Raw genomic sequence first — 18,083 nt, 5'->3', positions numbered from 1 at the left:
TGTCCAACAGGTACTCGGCTTGAGGCCATCGCTGATTCGCCAGCAATGTAAAAATCCCCGGCTGTCACACTGATGTCAATGTAGGTGGGACCAATTGCAGAACATCCATGCCTTCAGAGCGCGCGGCTGCGATTTGGCCGGCGTGACTGTAACCAAGGTGCAGCAATACGATTCGTTCGACACCGACACCTTCGCACATGACATCGACAAGCTTTGACGGCACGAAGACTTCTGGAGAGGAGACGATCGCCCCTCTCCAGGATTTTCGATCGATACCGGCCTACTTTCCGGAGCCGGAGCCGGAGCCGGAGCCTGCGCCGCCGCCGGCCTGGCTACCCATGTTGTTCGTGTTGCTGCCACCGGCCGCGGGAGTCTGCTTGCCCTTGCTGTCGGCGGCCTCGTTCTGCATGTTCGACGACGTGCCGGTCGTCATGCCCTTGGTCGCGGGGCCCCGCGACGAGGGGCCAACGTCGCCCTGGCCGGATGCGCCGGGGGCGGGTTGTGTCTGCGCGACGGCGCCGCCGGTCGCCAGCGCCATGATGCACGCGGATGCCAAAATGAGCTTCTTCATCTGGTTTCCTCCTGGGTTGATCTGACGACAACTTACGCGCGGAGCGGACGTTCCTCACCGGGCAGTGCCGCGAGGATCTTGACCAGGCGCGCTGCGGCGCTGGTCGGGTTCCCTGTACGGCTCTATCGACGGTAGAGTTTGGAACATCCGGCATCTGGTGTAAGGACGAGGCATGAAAAGGCTACTGACTCTCGGAGCGGTTCTGCTCTGGTCCACGATCGCATTCGCGCAGGAGCGCGCCATCACCGTGGCCTCGACGACGTCAACGGAACAGTCGGGGCTGTTCGGTTACTTGCTGCCGCTGTTCTCGAAGGCCGCGGGCATCGACGTGAAGGTCGTGGCCGTCGGCACGGGCCAGGCGCTCGACATCGGACGGCGCGGCGATGCAGACGTCGTGTTCGTCCATGACAGACCTGCCGAAGACAAGTTCATGTCCGAAGGAGAGGGCGTGAAGCGCTTCGACGTCATGTACAACGACTTCGTCATTGTCGGGCCGAAGAGCGATCCCGCGAAGATCGCCGGCGGCAAGGACGTGGCCGAGGCGCTGCGCAAGATAGCGTCCGCGAAGGCGCCGTTCATCTCGCGCGGCGACAAGTCCGGCACGCACGCGGCCGAGCTGCGGCTGTGGAAGGAGGCCGGCATCGACCTCGGTGCCGCCAAGGACGGCTGGTATCGCGAGATCGGCCAGGGCATGGGCCCGGCGCTGAACATGGCGTCGTCGTCGAATGCCTATCTGCTGTCGGACCGCGGCACCTGGTTGTCATTCAAGAACCGCGGCGAGCTCGCCGTCCTGACCGAAGGCGACAAACGGCTGTTCAACCAGTACGGGGTCATGCTGGTGAATCCAGCCAAGCATTCGAACGTGAAGGCGCGGGACGGGCAGGCCTTCATCGACTGGCTGATCTCTTCTGGGGGGCAGGAGGCCATCGCCGGCTACAAGGTCGGCGGCGAGCAGCTATTTTTCCCCAACGCGTCCCACTAGCAGGAAGGCAACGGTCGACACTGCGACGCTGAGTGCGAGCAGGATCAGCCCGAGCCCGAGCGCCAGCGGCAGGTCGCCCTTGCTCGTCTCCAGCGCGATCGCCGTCGTCATCGTGCGCGTGAAACCGCGGATGTTGCCACCGACGATGAGGATGGCGCCAACCTCGGCAATCGCGCGCCCGAAGGCTGCGAGAAAGGCCGTCAGCAGCGAGGTCCGGCCCAGTGCGAACAGCAAGCCGATGCTGCGCAGCGTTGACAGCCCGTCGATCCGTGCCAGGTCGCCATACTCCGCCCACAGCAGGCTCGCCGGCCGGTGCACCAGTGCCACCACGATCGGTGTTGCGAGTAGCGACTGCGCAATCACCATGGCCGTCGGCGTGAACAACAGGCCGGCGGGCCCCAACGGGCCGGAGCGCGACAGCAGAAGATAAAGCGCGAGCCCGACCACGACCGGCGGAAGGCCGAGCAAGGCATTGGTCAGGACGATGATGACCTGCCGCCCGCGGAACCGGGTGATCGCAAGCAGGGCCCCGAACGGCGCCCCGATCAGAAGCGCGACGATGCTGGCCGTCAGGCTGACGCGCACCGACAGTCCGACGATGCCCAGAAGCTCTGCGTCGGCCTCGCCGATCAGCGTAAATGCGGCGCCGACGGATCGCGCGAAGTCGTTCATCCGTGCCTGAGCTTCGGCGCCCGCCACGATGTCTCGGGTGCGTCGATTCCGGGACTGCGGAGGTGTTTCACGTACATTTCCCCGAGGACATCGTCGTGCAAGTCGGCGGCGGAGCGGTTTGGTAACCCGAATTTGACCGGAAATCAAAGCCTCGCGCGGCATGGCACGAGGTGGCGTTCGGCCCCATCGTTTGACGCTGGCCGATGCCGGGACCCTCAGGGCTCAGATCAAGCCGCGCAGCACTTCAACAAGCCGGGCACACTCGGCCTCCGTTCCGACCGTGATGCGCAGGAAGTCCTCGATGCGCGGCTTTCCGAAATGCCGCACCAGAACGCCGCGCTGGCGAAGCGCCGCCGCGAGATCTGCTCCGCTCCGGCTTCGATGGCGCGCGAAGACGAAGTTGGCGAGCGACGGCAACACCTCGAAGCCGAGTTGTCTGAGGTCGCGGGCCAAGGTTTCGCGGCTTGCGATGATACGGGCACGGGTGTCTTTGAACCAGCCGTCGTCCTCGATCGCGGCGACGCCGCCGGCGATCGCGAGGCAATCGACGGGATAGGAGTTGAAGCTGTCCTTCACCCGTTCCAGCGCTTCGATCAGCGGTCGTTGGCCGATGGCAAAACCGACCCGGAGGCCAGCGAGCGAGCGCGACTTCGAGAAGGTCTGGATGACCAGTAGATTGTCGTGCCGTGCAACCAGTGGCACGGCGCTCTCGGCGCCGAAATCGACATAGGCCTCGTCCACCACCACCAGCCTGCCCGGCTGTTCGGCCAGCAGTGATGCGATTGCGTCGCGCTGAAGGGCGATGCCGGTAGGCGCGTTCGGATTGCAGAGGAGGATGGCGCTCGATGGCCTCCTGTAGTTGGAGATATCGATCCTCATCGCACGATCGAGCGGTACCTCGTCATGCGCTATGCCATAGAGGCCGCAATAGACGGGGTAGAAGCTGTAGGTGACGTCGGGGAATAGAAGCGGCATGTCGTGCTTCAGAAGAGCCTGGAAGGTGTGGGCCAGAACCTCGTCGGAGCCGTTGCCGACGAACACTTGCTCCGGCGCCACATCGCAATGGGCCGCGATCGCCTCGCGCAGGCGCGTTGCGCGCGGATCGGGATAAAGGCGCAGCCGCTCCGCGGCCGATGCGATCGCCGCCAGCACGCGCGGCGAGGGCGGGTGGGGGTTGTCATTGGTATTGAGCTTGACGCTGCCGTCCTGCTTCGGCTGCTCCCCGGGGAACGTAGGGCGAAAGCGTGTGGACGACCGGACTCCAGAAACGGCTCATGATCTCCAATCCGAATTTCATCGGGCACAGTAGGGTATGCGGGAGCTCGGCGGAAGTGCACCTGCGTTCAGCATTCCGGGCAAATCCGCACGAGGCTTACTGCCGGAGACGTTCCCGCAAGCGCGACCCCTATGCTAGGGTCGTCGCACCACCGCCCAGAATGAAAACAAGAACGAAGGCTGGCGCGCCCCAAGGCGCTGAACGGCCGAAAAGAGAGGAACACATGCCGGGTGCAGCCCTTCCCACCGCTCCTTCGATTCCGACCGCGCCCGTGACGTCAGCCGTTCTCGACCGCTTGCGGACCATCGTCGGCGACAAAGGCCTGATCCTGGATGAGCAAGACAAACAGCCCTTCGTGACCGACTGGCGCGGCGAACTGGCGGGGCAGGCCGCGGCGGTCGTGCGTCCGGCCAGCACCGCGGAAGTCTCCGCTGTCGCCAAGCTCTGCTACGACAACGGCATTGCCATCGTTCCGCAAGGTGGCAACACCGGCCTGATGGGCGGTGCCACGCCGTGGCCCATGCACCGCGGCATCGTGCTGTCGCTCGGTCGCATGAACCAGGTGCTGAATGTCGATCCCGTCGGCTATGCCATGACCGTGGAGGCAGGCTGCATTCTCGAGACGCTTCAGGACACAGCTGCGCGCCACGATCGCCTCTTTCCGCTCAGCCTGGGTGCTCAGGGCTCGTGCATGATCGGAGGCAATCTGTCCACCAATGCCGGCGGCGTGCAGGTGCTGCGTTATGGCAATGCGCGAAATCTGGTGTTGGGTGTCGAAGTCGTGCTGTCTAACGGCGATATCTGGGACGGCCTGCGCGCACTCAAGAAGGACAACACCGGCTATGACCTCAAGCATCTGTTCATGGGGGCCGAAGGGACGCTCGGCATCATCACCAAGGCGGTGCTGAAACTCTGGCCGGCGCCGAAAGACGTGTGCACGGCATGGCTTGCGATTCGCGATCCCAAGGCAGCCATCGACCTGCTGTCGGAGGCGCATGCCGCTTCCGATGACAATGTCGGCTCCTGTGAGCTCATCAGCCGTGCGTGCACCGACATGGTGCTGCGCCACATTCCCGGCACCCAGGATCCTCTCAAGGCTCAGACCGAATGGTATCTCCTTCTCGAATGGTCGTCGGCCAGGCCACGGCAGGACGGCGGCACAGGCATGTCGGACAGGATGGAGCAGTTCCTGGCCGACCAACTCGAGGCGGGCCGGGTGCTGGATGCGGTGATCGCGCAAACCGAAGCGCAGTCGCGCAACATGTGGCGGATTCGCGAGGCTGTCGCCGAGGCATCGCGCACCGAAGGTCCGGGCTTGAGCTACGACGTGTCGGTCGCGGTCTCCAGGATTCCCGAGTTTATCGACAGCGGTCTCGAGGCCGTGCTCGCAATCTTGCCCGCGATCCGCCCCTATCCGCTCGGCCACATCGGAGACGGCAACGTACACTTCTCCTTCATGGGCCCGAAGGGCATGGACCGCGATACGCTCTCCCAGTATTCCGCGGCGATCACACGGGCCGTCAACGACCTCATCACCTCGATGGGCGGCTCGATCTCGGCGGAACATGGCATCGGCATCGAGAAGCTCGACGAGCTCCAGCACTATCGCTCCCGGACCGAGCTCGACATCATGCGCACGATCAAGCGGGCGCTCGATCCCAAGAACATCATGAATCCGGGCAAGGTGCTTCGTCTCGGTTAAGCCGTTACCGCCGCGAGCCCGGCTCCCGGGGCAAGGGATGCCGCAGATAGGCCGGGCCAAACGGGCCGGGGCGCGAAATCATGCCGTTTCGCGACCGGAAGGCGGCTTTATTCCCGCCTTGGATGCTTTAAGGAAGGACAGGATCGGGTCGCACCCGGCCGGGGGCGGTGCTAGACCCTGATCCAGGAACAATGGGACGGGGCCGGTATGGCACGTCCCGCAAGGATGAAGGATTTGAGGCAATGATCCAAACCGTTGGCATCATCGGGGCAGGGACAATGGGCAACGGCATCGCGCAGATTTGTGCCGCGGCCGGGCTTTCGGTCGTGATGGTCGATATTTCCGATGCGGCGGTGAACCGCGGGATTTCGACGGTCGGCGGCAGCCTCGAGCGTCTGGTCAAAAAGGAGAAGATGTCGGCGGGCGATCGCGACGCCACGCTCAAGCGCATCACCGGCACCACCGACCGCGCCAAGCTCGTCGACTGTGACCTCGTCATCGAGGCCGCGACCGAGAACGAGGAACTCAAGGTCAAGATCCTGAAGGATCTCTGTGCGACGCTGTCGCCGCGCACGCTGCTCGCCACGAACACCTCGTCGATCTCGATCACGAAGCTCGCCGCGGCGACCGACCGCCCCGACCGCTTCATCGGCATGCACTTCTTCAATCCGGTTCCGGTGATGGCGCTGCTGGAGCTGATCCGCGGCCTGCAGACCTCCGACGACACCCACGCCAAGTCGCTCGATTTCGCCAAGCGCGTCGGCAAGGTGGCGATCACGGCCAAGAACAGCCCCGGCTTCGCCGTCAACCGCATCCTGTGCCCGATGATCAACGAGGCGATCTTCGCGCTTCAGGAAGGGATTGCGACGGCGGAAGAGATCGATGCCGGCATGAAGCTCGGCTGCAACCATCCGATCGGGCCGCTGGCGCTCGCCGATCTCGTCGGGCTCGACACCATGTTGTCGGTGATGGAGGTCTTTTACAAAGGCTTCAACGACCCCAAATACCGTCCAGCCCCCTTGCTCAGGGAAATGGTCGACGCCGGCCATCTCGGCCGCAAGACGGGGCAGGGCTTTTACACCTACAGCGCCTGACAATGGCGCGGGCGGCGGGCCTTGAGTGCTCGCCGCCAGACCGCGCGATTTGCGCTGCGACAAAGACGCCGCGCGCAATCGGCCCGACAATGTCGAACGGGCGGCCTGCGGGAACAACGGAACGGATAACAAGGGACATTTCGGATCGACTGAAGGCCGAGCGCGAGGCTGCGACCGCGCGGCGGAATTTGCTGACCCAGGATGCAATCGAGCGCACGGGGATCACCGAAGAGATGATCGGGGAACTCGTCGCCCGCTTCTACGGACGCGTGCGCGAGGATGAGCTGTTGGGGCCGGTGTTCGCGGTCGTGCAGAATTGGGACGAGCATCTGGCCAAGCTCCGGGATTTCTGGTCGTCGGTCGTGCTGATGAGCGGCCGCTATCATGGCTCGCCGATGCGGGCGCATGTGCCACTGAGCCTCGTCGGGGATCATTTCGACCGCTGGCTCGATCTGTTCGAACAGACCGCGCGCGAGGTCTGCCCGCCGCAGGCTGCCGCTCTGTTCATCGACAGGGCGCGCCGCATCGCCGACAGCTTCGAGATGGCGTCGGCGACCTTGGCCGGTCGCATCGCTTCGCCGCGCCACGTGCTCCGCTCCTAGAATATAGAATGCCTACCTGAGAAATGCGCAAGCCGCACTGATCTCGCTACGATCGCGCCGAGCGTCGGCGCATTGCACCAATACCGGCAGCATTGACCTGATCTGCAAAATCATCATGCCGGTCGCGCAGCGTGACGTTGCAATTCAAAATATGCGCGCAAATGCGCGTGTTCGCGTTCAATCAGTGCGAGCAAAGCTGTATTGATGCACTGCGGGAAAAAATCTCTGCCTTTTTTTTGGCAGAGTTCCAGCGCCTGCTTGCAACATGTCGCGTGCATCGTTCAACACATCCTCTTCACCCTCCGACAATACTGCGGAATCCGAAGCTGACGCTTGCAGGGAGCAAACTCGGCGGACGCTCCTGATGAGTGCGCTGGCCACCACGGCGTGCCTCGCCTGTTCCACGCAGGTCCACGCGGGCGAGGATGCGCCCGGCTCCGACGAGCGGCCTCAGAAAGGCGATCTGCTCGTATTCTCCGAAGGCGATCAGGAAGGAAAGCCCGTCACCGCGGCCGATCTGCCGGCGGGCGGACCGCCGGTGCATGCCTGGCCGAAAGATCCGAAGACATCGGTCGTGCGCAGCGCCTCGCGCCTCAACGAGATCCTGATCATCCGCCTCGACCCCGCCGAGCTCGACGAGCAGACGAAAGCGCGCGCGGTCGACGGCATCATCGCCTATTCGGCAATCTGCTCGCATGCCGGCTGTCCGGTCACGGCCTGGGTGAAGAGCGATGTCGGCGACAAGGAAGTGCTCAAATGCATGTGCCACAACTCCGAATACGATCCTCGCGCGGGCGCGCAGGTCGTATTCGGGCCGGCGCCGCGACGGCTCGCTGCGCTGCCGCTGACGCTGGCTGACGGCTCGCTCAGCGTCGCCGGAAACTTCATCGGAAAGGTAGGTGGCGCGCAGCCGGGATGATGGGCGTGCGGGTTGTGCCCGCGTCACGAGAGACCGCATCCGCCGATGGGCGGACGACGGGACGAACGACAAGAATTCAAACAAGAATTCAAACGGATGAAAAAGGGGAACGCCATGACCAGGAAGCAGTGGTTACTGTCCGGCTTCGTCGCCTTCACGTGTCTTGCCTCGACTCTTGCCTCGACCGCCGCCGTATCAGGCCCGATCGAGAATTATTCTCCGGTCACCGCGCAGCGATTGGAAAATCCGGAGCCCGCCAACTGGATGCTTTACCGGCGGACCTATGACGGGCAGGGCTACAGCCCGCTCGACCAGATCAACGCCTCCAACGTGAAGAACCTGACGCCGGTCTGGACCTTCGCCACCGGCGTCGTCGAGGGCCACGAGGCGCCGCCGATCGTCAACAACGGCGTGATGTTCGTTGCGACCCCGATGGGGCAGGTGATCGCGCTGAACGCCAAGACCGGCGACGAATATTGGCGCTACAAGCGGCAGCTCCCCGACGATCTGTTCCAGTTGCATCCGACCAGCCGCGGCGTCGGCCTGTGGGAGGACAAGCTCTATCTCGCCACCACCGACGACCATGTCGTCGCGCTCGACGCCAAGACCGGCAAGGTGGTGTGGGACACCAAGGTGCAGGACTACAAGAAGGGCCAGTACATGACCCTGATGCCGCTGATCATCGACGGCAAGGTCATCGTTGGCGGCTCCGGCGGCGAGTTCGGCGTGCGCGGCTATGTCGCCGCCTATGATGCCAAGGACGGCAAGGAGCTGTGGCGGACCTATACCATTCCGGGCGAAGGCGAGCCCGGCCACGATACCTGGCAGGGCGACGACTGGAAGAACGGCGGCGGCTCGGCCTGGATGACCGGCAATTACGACAAGGAGACCAAGACGATTTATTGGGGGGTCGGCAACGCAGCGCCGTGGCCCGGCGAGATGCATCCCGGCGATAATCTCTATACCTCCTCGGTGCTCGCGCTCGATCCGAACACCGGCAAGATCAAGACCTATCACCAGTATCACCAGAACGATTCCTGGGACTGGGACGAGGTCGAAGCGCCGATGTTGATCGACCTGCAACGCGACGGTCGCAACATCAAGAGCCTGGTCCATCCGGGACGCGATGCGATCTTCTGGATACTCGAGCGCACGCCGACCAAGATCAACTACGTTGCCGGCTGGTCGTTCGTCTCCACCGACGTCTGGAAGGGCATCGACGCCGAGAGTGGCAGGCCGATCGTCGATCCCGCGCACAAGCCGATGGTCGGCAAGCGCGTGGAATTCTGTCCGTCGCTGTGGGGCGGCAAGGATTGGCCGTCGGCGGCCTACAGCCAGAAGACCGGCCTCGTCTACGTGCCCGCCAACGAGAATTTCTGCGGCGGGTTCACCGGCGAGAAGGTTCCGCTCAAGCCCGGCGAGCTCTGGCTCGGGACCAAGCCGGAGGACATAGGCCTGAAGACGAAGCCGGGTGCCGATCATTTCGGCGAGCTCCAGGCCTGGGATCCCGTCACGGGCAAGAAGATGTGGCAACACAACTTCCCCAAGTCGCAGCTGTTCGGCTCAGTGACGGCGACCGCGGGCGATCTCGTCTTTGTGGGCGGCACCAACGACCGCAACTTCCGCGCCTTCAACGCCAAGAGTGGCGAGCTGCTGTGGGAGCAGAAGACCAACTCCGGCATCATGGGTATGCCGGTGTCCTATGAGATCGACGGTACGCAATACATCGCGATTCAATCGGGATGGGGCGTGGATGCGCAGCGCATCCAGGATGCACTCGTGACCAACAATATCGGGATCGAAGCTAACGTGCCGCAGGGCGGCGTGATCTGGGTGTTCGCGCTGAAGAAGTAGGCTCCGCTGGCGGATCGAAAGAAGCGGAGTGTCAGGGGGCAAATGCGGCGGACGGCAACGTCCGCCGCATTTTGCGTCGGCGTCTTCCCTTCTCCCCTTGTGGGAGAAGGTGGCGCGAAGCGCCGGATGAGGGGTTCTATCCGCGCATCGCAATGTGCGAGACTCGCGCAGGCATACCCCTCACCCAAGCACGATCGTGGCAACCGGCGTCGCTGCCCTCTCCCGCAAGGGGAGAGGGCACATCGATGCGCTTCGGCGAAGAAGTAGAGCCGATAATCACGGCGTCAAAACGCCGATGCGCAGATCGCTATTTCCCCTCGCGCTCGACCTTGTCCTTTTCCTTCTGGTTCATCTCACGAACCTTGGGATCGGGGTTGTGCTGCCCGGTGGTCTGGGTGGTCGAAGGGGGCGGGGCATTGGCGTTGGGCAGGGAGTTCTGGTCCGGCGTGCTGGGGCGCGTCGCCGTGGTCGGCGGCGTGGTGTTGCTCTGGGCGTATGCGCCAGTGGCCGTCAAAAGAAAGGCGCCCGACAGCAACGAGACTGCGAGCGCCCTTGAGATGTTGGTCATCGATCTGCTCCTGTCAGATCGATGCAAACGGCGCGAGGCCGCCTTGTGTTCCCGCCTTTATGCTTCCAATTGCTTGCCAAGCGGCAGGCTGCGGATGCGTTTTCCGGTCGCGGCGAAGATGGCGTTCATCAGCGCCGGCGCGAATGGCGGGACACCGGGCTCGCCCACGCCGCTCGGCGGCGTGTCGGGTCCGGGCGGCACGATGTAGACGTTGGTTACCACAGGAGATTCGTCCATCCTGAGGACCTGGAAGTCGTCGAAGTTCTTCTGCTGCACCTTGCCGTCCTTGAAGGTGATCTCGCCGTATTTGGCGAGGCTCAGGCCCATGATTGCAGCACCCTCGATTTGCGAGGCGATGCGCTCGGGGTTGACATAAGTGCCGCAGTCGATGGCGGTGTCCACCCGCGGCACCGTCAGCTTGCCCTTGTCGTCGACGGCCACCTCGACGATGGTCGCGATATAGCTGACGAAGCTGCGGTGCACGGCGATGCCGAGGCCATGGCCCTTCGGCACCTGACGGCCCCATTCGCCCTTCTCGGCGACCAGCTCGACCACCTTGCGCAGGCGCGCGGTGTCGATCGGATAGCTGTCCAAGGGCTCGCCGTAGTTCCACATGTCCTTCACAGCAGGCTTGACGATGCGCGGGCTGCCGATCAGCGCGAGCAGCGTCTCCTTCTGGTCGCGGCCGGTCGCATGGGCGATCTCGCCCACCATCGACTGCACCGCGAAGGCGCGCGGGATGTTCGAGACCGAGCGGAACCAGCCGATGCGGGTGAACGCCGCGGCCTCCGGGTTCTCGCAGGAGATGTTGGCGATCTCGAACGGCATGTCGACCAAGCCCATGCCGAGTTCGAAGGGGGCCTCGTTCTTGGCACCCGCGGCGAACGTCGAAGCGATGGTCGGGGCGACGCTGCGGTGGCGCCAGGCGATCACCTTGCCACTCTTGTCGAGCCCCGCCTCGATCCGTTCCACGGAGACCGTGTGCAGGAAATCGTGGCGGACGTCGTCCTCGCGCGTCCACTGCACCTTGACAGGTACGCCGAGCTCCTTCGACAGCAGCGCGGCCTCCAGCGCAAAGTCGCATTTCGACTTGCGGCCGAAGCCGCCGCCGAGCAGCGTGACGTTGACGGTGACATTGCCCTCGGGAATGCCGAGCGTCTTCGCGACGTCCTCGCGCGTACCGCCCGGGCTCTGCACCGGCGCCCATATCTCCGCCTTGTCACCCTTGACGTCGGCGACCGCCACCGGCGGCTCCATGCTGACATGGGCGAGATGCGGCAGATAATATTCGCCGACGACGACCTTGTCGGCGCCCTTCAGAGCAGCCTCGGCGTCGCCTTCCTGGCGCACAACAAGGCCCGGCTTGCGTGAGGCCTCCTCGAGCTCCTTGCGGTAGGCGATGGAGTCGTATTTGCCGTTGGCGCCGTCGTCCCAGGTCAGCTTCAGTGCGTCGCGGCCCTTGATCGCCGCGCCGGTGTTGCGCGCGATCACGGCAACGCCGCCGAGCGGTTGGAATTTCGACGGCCACGGCCAGCCGCGCACCTGCATCACCCTCTCGACGCCGGGGACCTTCAACGCCGCGTCCGGATCGAACTTGACCAGCTTGCCGCCTGTTACCGGCGGGCGCGCGATCACAGCATACTTCATGCCAGGCAGCCGCACGTCGGCACCGTAACGCGCCTTGCCGGTGGTGATGTCGTGGAGATCGACGATGCCGATCTGGCCCTTGCCGAGATAGCGGAAGTCCTTGGGGTCCTTCAGCTTGAGCCCTTCGATGCTCGGCACCGATTCCTTGGCGGCGTCCGCTGCGAGTTCGCCGAAACCGAGCTTGCGGCTCGTCGCGCTGTGGACGACTTCGTGATTGACGGCCTTGACCTCGGTGGCCGGCACACCCCAGCGTTTCGCGGCGGCTTGCTCGAGCATGGTGCGGGCGGAGGCACCGATCTGGCGCATCGGCATCAAATAATGCCGCGTGCTGCGCGAGCCGTCGGTGTCCTGGTTGCCGAACTTGACCTCGTCGCCATGGGCCTGTTCCACCTTGACCCTGGACCAATCGGCTTCCATCTCCTCGGCCACGATCAGCGGCAGGCTGGTGCGCACGCCCGTGCCCATCTCGGCGCGGTGGGCGAGGATGGTGACGGTGCCATCGGGAGCGACCGCGACGAACACGCGCGGATCGACCACGACGCCGTGCGGCATCTTGCCGGCGCCGGTCTCGTAGGCGAACGCCCGGCGCGACATCACGGGCGCCGCGAGCACGAAGCCGCCGGTGATGCCGAGCCCCTTCAGGATGCTGCGGCGCGAAACCTTCTCGACCTTGATGTTCTTCTCGAAACCACGAAGCTTCTTCGGATTGTCGATGAAATTCATGTCACACTCCCGTCGATGCGAGATGGACCGCATTCTCGATGCGCTGGTAGCAGCCGCAGCGGCAGATGTTGCCGGACATCGCTTCGCGGATCTGGTCGTGCGACGGCTTTGGATTGTCCATCAGCAGCGCAGCCGCCTGCATGATCTGGCCTGCCTGGCAGAAGCCGCATTGGGGAACGTTGACCTGGCGCCAGGCCTTCTGCACCGGGTGATCGCCGTTCGGATGCAGTCCTTCGATCGTCGTGACCTCGCGGCCGGCGACGTCGTTGATCGACGTGATGCAGGCGCGCACGGCTTCCTTGTCGACGATGACGGTGCAGGCGCCGCACAGGGCCTGGCCACAGCCGAACTTGGTGCCGGTCAGCCCGGCCTCGTCACGCAGGAACCAGAGTAGCGGGAGATCCGGGTCGCCGTCCCAGCTCTGTTCCTGGCCATTGATCTTCACCTTGATCATGATCGTCCCTCGCTCTTCATAAGCTTGCTGATTTCAGATTTTCCAGATGCCGGTCGGTGCAGTGCCCGCTGCCCGGCGTCGCATTCCGGCGGTCATCCCGCGCGGGCAGATCCCGGCAGGAATCAGGAATGCCAATGTCATGCCCGGATGTGTTCGATACCTCCCGTCGTGTTCTTGATTATTGAATTCGCGCGGCATCGTCACGTCGCGATCGTAGCGGGATCGCTTCAGTCTGGCGTTCACAGCCAAGTGTTCTTGAGTCAGCTGTTCTCGATGGGAAAAGATTGCAACGAAGGTTTGTCAAAAGCAGGGCGCCGCATCACTCCGCGCGCCTCTCGATGCGGGCACAATGAAAAAAGCTTCGTCCGCCAGAAGACCTGTGCGGACGAAGCAGGATGCCTCAGTCGAGGGAGGGAGAAACGCAGGCGCCGCGGACTTCAAGCAGGAAGCCGGCGGCCCTGCGCAGTCATTCAGAGACCAGGACTGAGGGAGCTGACGGCCCTCACAGAAGCACAGTCGAGAAGCGGCGGCATCGCCGCGATGGTCCCGGGGCCGGCTCCGTCCGCTCGCTGGCTGTGGTGGAACCAGCGAGCGGGCGGGGCGCGGCAAACGTCAGGCGGGCCTTGCTCAGGCAGCTTTGGCCTTCGCCACGTGGGTCGCGATCGCGTCCATCAGCGCCGGCGACAGGCAGTCATAGGGCTCAAGTCCAAGCTCCTTGAATCGAGCCCGTATTCCGCCCATCTGCTCCGGCTTCACGCCCGATTCGATCACCGACGAGACGAAGGCGGCGAATTGCGGCGCCTGCGAACCCTGTTCCTGGAACAGTTCGGGGTGGATGAAGTCGAGGCCGTAGAACGGGTGACCCTTGTTCTCGATGCGGCCGTACATGTGCGTGCCGCAGGCCTTGCAGGCGTAGCGCTGGATCACCGCCGATGGATCGACGATCTGGAGCTTGTCGCCGTTCTCGAGCACGGTGACGTTCTGACGCGGTACCACAGCGACGACGGAGAAATTCGCGCCTTGCGGCTTCCAGCACTTGGTACAGCCACAGGCGTGGTTGTGCGCGACGTCGCCCTTGACGGCGACCTTGACCTGATGGTCGCTGCATTTGCAGGCGAGCGTGCCGCCGACGAAGCTGCCGCTGCCCTGTTTGAGGCCGTTATCGATCGAGGGATGGAGTGCAACAGTCATGGGTCGATCCTCCTTGGGGGTGACGCTTTTCGAGCTAGAACACGACGACTGAACGGATCGATTTGCCCTCATGCATCAGGTCGAAGCCCTTGTTGATGTCTTCGAGCTTGAGCGTGTGGGTAATCATCGGGTCGATCTGGATCTTTCCGTTCATGTACCAGTCGACAATCTTCGGCACGTCGGTGCGGCCCCGCGCGCCGCCGAAGGCGGTGCCGCGCCAGTTTCGCCCGGTGACGAGCTGGAACGGGCGGGTAGCGATCTCCTTGCCGGATTCGGCAACGCCGATGATGATCGAGGTGCCCCAGCCGCGATGGCAGGCTTCGAGCGCCTGGCGCATCACTGTGGTGTTGCCGGTGCAGTCGAAGGTGTAGTCGGCGCCTCCGTCCGTCAGGGTCACGAGATGCGGGACGATGTCGCCGGTGATCTTCTTGGGATTGACGAAATCGGTCATGCCGAACCGGCGTCCCCATTCCTCCTTGGAATCGTTGATGTCGACGCCGATGATCTTGTCCGCGCCAGCCATCTTGGCGCCCTGAATCACGTTCAGGCCGATGCCGCCGAGGCCGAACACGACCACGTTGGAGCCCGGCTCGACCTTGGCGGTGTTGACGACGGCGCCGACGCCAGTGGTGACGCCGCAGCCGATGTAGCAGCTCTTGTCGAACGGCGCGTCCTCGCGGATCTTGGCGACCGCGATCTCCGGCAGCACAGTGAAGTTCGAAAAGGTCGAGCAGCCCATGTAGTGGTAGATCGGCTTGCCCTTGTAGGAGAAGCGGCTGGTGCCGTCGGGCATCACGCCCTTGCCTTGCGTCGCGCGGATCGCGGTGCAGAGATTGGTCTTCTGGCTCAGGCAGCTTTTGCATTGCCGGCATTCCGGCGTGTAGAGCGGGATGACATGGTCGCCCGGCTTCACCGAGGTCACGCCAGGACCGATCTCGCGGATGATGCCCGCGCCCTCATGGCCCAGGATCGACGGGAAGATTCCCTCGCTGTCGAAGCCGTCGAGCGTGTAGGCGTCGGTATGGCAGATGCCCGTCGCCTTGATCTCGACCAGGACTTCGCCAACCTTCGGTCCTTCCAGATCGACTTCGACGATCTCGAGCGGCTTCTTGGCTTCGAAAGCGACGGCGGCACGTGTCTTCATCGTAAACTCCTCAAATCCAGCAGGGCGCCAAGAACCAGGTCCTGGTCGGGCTCCGCACGTTCACTTCTTGCCCATGCACGAATCTTCGTTCTTGGTATAGGCGTCGTTCTTGTCCTCGTGCTTGCCGGGTCTTGTGCGGCCCCAGGCCTCGTTGGACCGGGCGCGCAGATAGACGTAGAGATCGTCCATGTAGCAGGCGACGTTCGGGTTATCGCCGAAGGCCGGCATCACGTTGTCTGCGGCAGTCGAGATGTTCTTGCGGCCGGAGGCGACGACGCCGAGAAAATCGGCATAGCTCATCGTCTTCAGCGAATCCTTCAGCGCCGGGGCGTAGGTCGAGCCCATTCCATCCGGGCCGTGACACACATGGCAGTCCGAGTGATAGCGGCGGTATCCGGAATAGGTGTACCAGTCGACGGATCCGTCAGTGACCTTGTAGGTTGGGTTGCCTTCCTTGTCGGACCATTCGCCGGTTTCGTTCTGCTTGACGGCAGTCGGGTCACCTGAGCCGTCCGCGACGGCAATTCCCCCGGACGCGACCAAGAACATCGCAGCAATGGCAGAGCAGATTTTACGCAAGAGATTTTCCTCGGAAGGCATTCGGTGAGACGAGCCGGCGCGTGGAGTTGATCCACGCGCCGGAGCGATGCTGAGAGGTCTAGTTGGGCAGCGAGAACACGGTCAGCGTACCGCCGAGTGCCGTGTAGTTGCTGAGCGCCGCGTAGCCACCGACTGCGCCGAGACCGGCGGTCGGATCGGTCAGGCCTGCCGCCAGACCGATGCCGGCCCAGCCGCCCACGCCGGAGAGCACTGCGACATACTGCTTGCCGCCGTTCTCATAGGTAGTGACGTTGCCGATGATGCCGGAGGGAGTCTTGAACTTGTAGAGCTCCTTGCCGGTCTTGGCGTCGACTGCCTTCAGGTAGCCTTCGAGCGTTCCGTAGAACACCACGTTGCCCGCGGTTGCGAGCGCACCCGACCAGACCGAGAACTGCTCCTTGTTCGACCAGACGATCTTGCCGGTCTTGCCGTCCCAGGCGATGAAGTTACCCATGTGGGTTTCACCCTGCGGCGGATACATCGAGAGCGTCGCACCCACATAGGGCTGGCCCGCGGTGTAGCTCACCTTGAACGGTTCGTAGTCCATGCAGACGTGGTTGGTCGGAACGTAGAACAGCTGCGTGTCCGGCGAGTAGGCTGCCGGCTGCTCGTCCTTGGTGCCGAGCGCGGCCGGGCAGATGCCCTTCACGTTGTGGTCCTCGCCCGCCTTGTCGGTCGAAGCTGCGTCGAGCACCTTCGGGCGGCCGTAGGTCGGCGAGTTCTTGTCCATGTCGACGCCGGAGGTCCAGTTCACCTTCGGATCGTACTTTTCGGCGACCAGGAGTTCACCGGTGGCACGATCGAGCGTGTAGCCGAGGCCGTTACGATCGAAGTGCGTCAGCAGCTTGCGCGGCTGGCCGTTGATCGCCTGGTCCGAGAGGATCATCTCGTTGACGCCGTCATAGTCCCACTCGTCGTGGGGCGTCATCTGATAAACCCACTTGGCCTGGCCGGTGTCGGGGTTGCGAGCCCAGATCGTCATCGACCATTTGTTGTCGCCGGGACGCTGCTTCGGATTCCAGGTCGAGGGATTGCCCGATCCGTAGTAGACGAGGTTCAGCTCGGGGTCGTAGGAGATCCAGCCCCAGGTGGCCCCGCCGCCGATCTTCCACTGATCGCCTTGCCAGGTCTTCAGGCTCGAGTCCTTGCCGACCGGCTTGCCGAGTGCGGTGGTCTTCTCTGCGTCGACCAGGATCTGATCATCCGGCCCTTCAGAGTAGCCGCGCCAAGCCAGCTTGCCGGTCTTGATGTCGTAGGCGGTCATATGGGCCTGAACACCGAACTCGCCGCCGGAGATGCCGATCAGCACCTTGTCCTTGACGACGAGCGGCGCCGAGGTGCCGGTCTCGCCCTTGCCGGGATCGCCATTCTTGACGGTCCATGCAACCTGACCGGTCTTGGCATCGAGCGCGACCAGGGTGGTGTCGGCCTGATGCAGGAAGATCTTGCCGTCGCCGTAAGATACGCCGCGGTTGACCGTGTCGCAGCACATCACGGGGATGACGTTCGGATCCTGCTTCGGCTCGTACTTCCAGACAATCTTGTTCTCGTTCGAAAGGTCAATAGCGTAGACCTTGTTCGGAAATGGCGTGTGGACGTACATCATGTTGCCGATGATCAGCGGGCCGCCTTCATGGCCGCGCAGCACGCCGGTCGAGAAGGTCCAGGCGACCTGGAGCTTGCCGACGTTTTGAGCATTGATCTGGTTGAGCTTGGAATAGCGGGTATTTGCATAGTCGCCCGCCGGCATCACCCAGTCTTTCGGGTTCTGCGCCATCTTGTTCAGCTCGTCATTGGCTGACGCGCTGCCTACGGCGAGAGCCGCCGCGGACCCAAGAAAGGTCGCCAGTAGTACCTTGCGCATAGTCATTCCTCCGTTGTCTCGTTTATTTTTCCGAAGCATTGCTCAATCACCGGGCTTCTCGTCCGGTGTCTGCTCGTGCAGGGCGGTCACGTTTGGGACCAGAAACGATGCTGTGGTGCTTTCTCCTCCTGATGAGAGCTACGGGTCCACGTGCAGGAGCGGCCCGTTTTTGTTGTTCCTGATGCATCCGTAGCGACTTCGCCACCGGGAAACTTGCCCA

General features: G+C 63.5%; 17 protein-coding genes and 1 pseudogene. 7 read left to right on the top strand and 11 right to left on the bottom strand.

Annotated features, from left to right (window positions below; all coding sequences use genetic code 11):
- The first annotated feature begins 94 nt into the window (after window positions 1-94).
- Complete coding sequence (locus ABIB66_RS33455) at window positions 95-217, top strand: hypothetical protein (protein ID WP_354210591.1); 123 nt, start codon at window positions 95-97, stop codon at window positions 215-217.
- Between the two features lie 63 nt (window positions 218-280).
- Here the strand turns inward: ABIB66_RS33455 and ABIB66_RS33450 are convergent, their stop codons facing one another.
- A complete protein-coding gene (locus ABIB66_RS33450) occupies window positions 281-571 on the bottom strand; it encodes a hypothetical protein (protein ID WP_354257508.1) in 291 nt (96 codons plus the stop codon).
- A gap of 172 nt (window positions 572-743) precedes the next feature.
- Between ABIB66_RS33450 and ABIB66_RS33445 the strand changes: the two genes are divergently transcribed.
- Complete coding sequence (locus ABIB66_RS33445; protein ID WP_275173240.1) at window positions 744-1,553, top strand: ABC transporter substrate-binding protein; 810 nt, start codon at window positions 744-746, stop codon at window positions 1,551-1,553.
- Here the strand turns inward: ABIB66_RS33445 and ABIB66_RS33440 are convergent.
- Together ABIB66_RS33440 and hisC are read right to left on the bottom strand one after the other, a co-directional pair.
- A complete protein-coding gene (locus ABIB66_RS33440; protein ID WP_354210641.1) occupies window positions 1,527-2,225 on the bottom strand; it encodes an ABC transporter permease in 699 nt (232 codons plus the stop codon). The two genes, ABIB66_RS33445 and ABIB66_RS33440, sit on opposite strands and share 27 nt — an antisense overlap.
- Before the next feature lie 222 nt (window positions 2,226-2,447).
- A pseudogene (gene hisC, locus ABIB66_RS33435) lies at window positions 2,448-3,501 on the bottom strand (histidinol-phosphate transaminase).
- A gap of 223 nt (window positions 3,502-3,724) precedes the next feature.
- Between hisC and ABIB66_RS33430 the strand changes: the two are divergent.
- From ABIB66_RS33430 to ABIB66_RS33410, 5 genes are all read left to right on the top strand, one after another.
- Window positions 3,725-5,203, top strand: a complete 1,479-nt coding sequence (locus ABIB66_RS33430) for an FAD-binding oxidoreductase (protein ID WP_354065530.1) — start codon at window positions 3,725-3,727, stop codon at window positions 5,201-5,203.
- 242 nt (window positions 5,204-5,445) lie between these two features.
- Window positions 5,446-6,297 carry a 3-hydroxybutyryl-CoA dehydrogenase gene (locus ABIB66_RS33425; RefSeq protein ID WP_275173234.1) on the top strand — a complete coding sequence of 284 codons (852 nt, stop codon included), beginning with the start codon at window positions 5,446-5,448 and terminating at the stop codon, window positions 6,295-6,297.
- A gap of 137 nt (window positions 6,298-6,434) precedes the next feature.
- Window positions 6,435-6,899, top strand: a complete 465-nt coding sequence (locus ABIB66_RS33420; RefSeq protein WP_354257641.1) for a group III truncated hemoglobin — start codon at window positions 6,435-6,437, stop codon at window positions 6,897-6,899.
- A 265-nt stretch (window positions 6,900-7,164) separates the two neighbouring features.
- Window positions 7,165-7,818, top strand: coding sequence for a QcrA and Rieske domain-containing protein (locus ABIB66_RS33415; RefSeq protein ID WP_354210595.1), 654 nt, complete (start codon window positions 7,165-7,167; stop codon window positions 7,816-7,818).
- A gap of 114 nt (window positions 7,819-7,932) precedes the next feature.
- Entirely contained in the window at window positions 7,933-9,672 is a 1,740-nt protein-coding gene (locus tag ABIB66_RS33410) for a methanol/ethanol family PQQ-dependent dehydrogenase (protein WP_354210596.1), read from the top strand.
- A 307-nt stretch (window positions 9,673-9,979) separates the two neighbouring features.
- Here ABIB66_RS33410 and ABIB66_RS33405 read toward each other — a convergent pair whose 3' ends face one another.
- The 8 genes from ABIB66_RS33405 to xoxF5 all read right to left on the bottom strand — a co-directional run bounded on the left by ABIB66_RS33405 (window position 9,980) and on the right by xoxF5 (window position 17,863).
- Window positions 9,980-10,240, bottom strand: coding sequence for a hypothetical protein (locus ABIB66_RS33405; RefSeq protein ID WP_275173227.1), 261 nt, complete (start codon window positions 10,238-10,240; stop codon window positions 9,980-9,982).
- Between the two features lie 57 nt (window positions 10,241-10,297).
- On the bottom strand, window positions 10,298-12,610 hold the full coding sequence (locus ABIB66_RS33400; RefSeq protein ID WP_354257505.1) for a xanthine dehydrogenase family protein molybdopterin-binding subunit: 2,313 nt from the start codon (window positions 12,608-12,610) through the stop codon (window positions 10,298-10,300).
- Window position 12,611: 1 nt separating this feature from the next.
- Window positions 12,612-13,064, bottom strand: coding sequence for a (2Fe-2S)-binding protein (locus tag ABIB66_RS33395; RefSeq protein ID WP_007612984.1), 453 nt, complete (start codon window positions 13,062-13,064; stop codon window positions 12,612-12,614).
- Window positions 13,065-13,097: 33 nt separating this feature from the next.
- On the bottom strand, window positions 13,098-13,307 hold the full coding sequence (locus ABIB66_RS33390; RefSeq protein ID WP_354210598.1) for a hypothetical protein: 210 nt from the start codon (window positions 13,305-13,307) through the stop codon (window positions 13,098-13,100).
- A gap of 384 nt (window positions 13,308-13,691) precedes the next feature.
- Complete coding sequence (gene gfa, locus ABIB66_RS33385; RefSeq protein WP_354210599.1) at window positions 13,692-14,255, bottom strand: S-(hydroxymethyl)glutathione synthase; 564 nt, start codon at window positions 14,253-14,255, stop codon at window positions 13,692-13,694.
- Window positions 14,256-14,289: 34 nt separating this feature from the next.
- The gene (locus tag ABIB66_RS33380) at window positions 14,290-15,399 is read right to left on the bottom strand and encodes an S-(hydroxymethyl)glutathione dehydrogenase/class III alcohol dehydrogenase (protein ID WP_027566533.1); all 1,110 of its coding nucleotides are present in this window, start codon (window positions 15,397-15,399) and stop codon (window positions 14,290-14,292) included.
- 60 nt (window positions 15,400-15,459) lie between these two features.
- Window positions 15,460-15,948, bottom strand: a complete 489-nt coding sequence (locus ABIB66_RS33375) for a c-type cytochrome, methanol metabolism-related (protein ID WP_354210642.1) — start codon at window positions 15,946-15,948, stop codon at window positions 15,460-15,462.
- A gap of 109 nt (window positions 15,949-16,057) precedes the next feature.
- On the bottom strand, window positions 16,058-17,863 hold the full coding sequence (xoxF5, locus tag ABIB66_RS33370; protein WP_275173221.1) for a lanthanide-dependent methanol dehydrogenase XoxF5: 1,806 nt from the start codon (window positions 17,861-17,863) through the stop codon (window positions 16,058-16,060).
- Between the last annotated feature and the right edge of the window lie 220 nt (window positions 17,864-18,083).

Origin of the sequence: Bradyrhizobium sp. F1.13.3, from assembly GCF_040548265.1 — a bacterium.
Taxonomy (GTDB): Bacteria; Pseudomonadota; Alphaproteobacteria; order Rhizobiales; family Xanthobacteraceae; genus Bradyrhizobium.
This window is presented reverse-complemented; position numbering and strand designations above follow the sequence as displayed.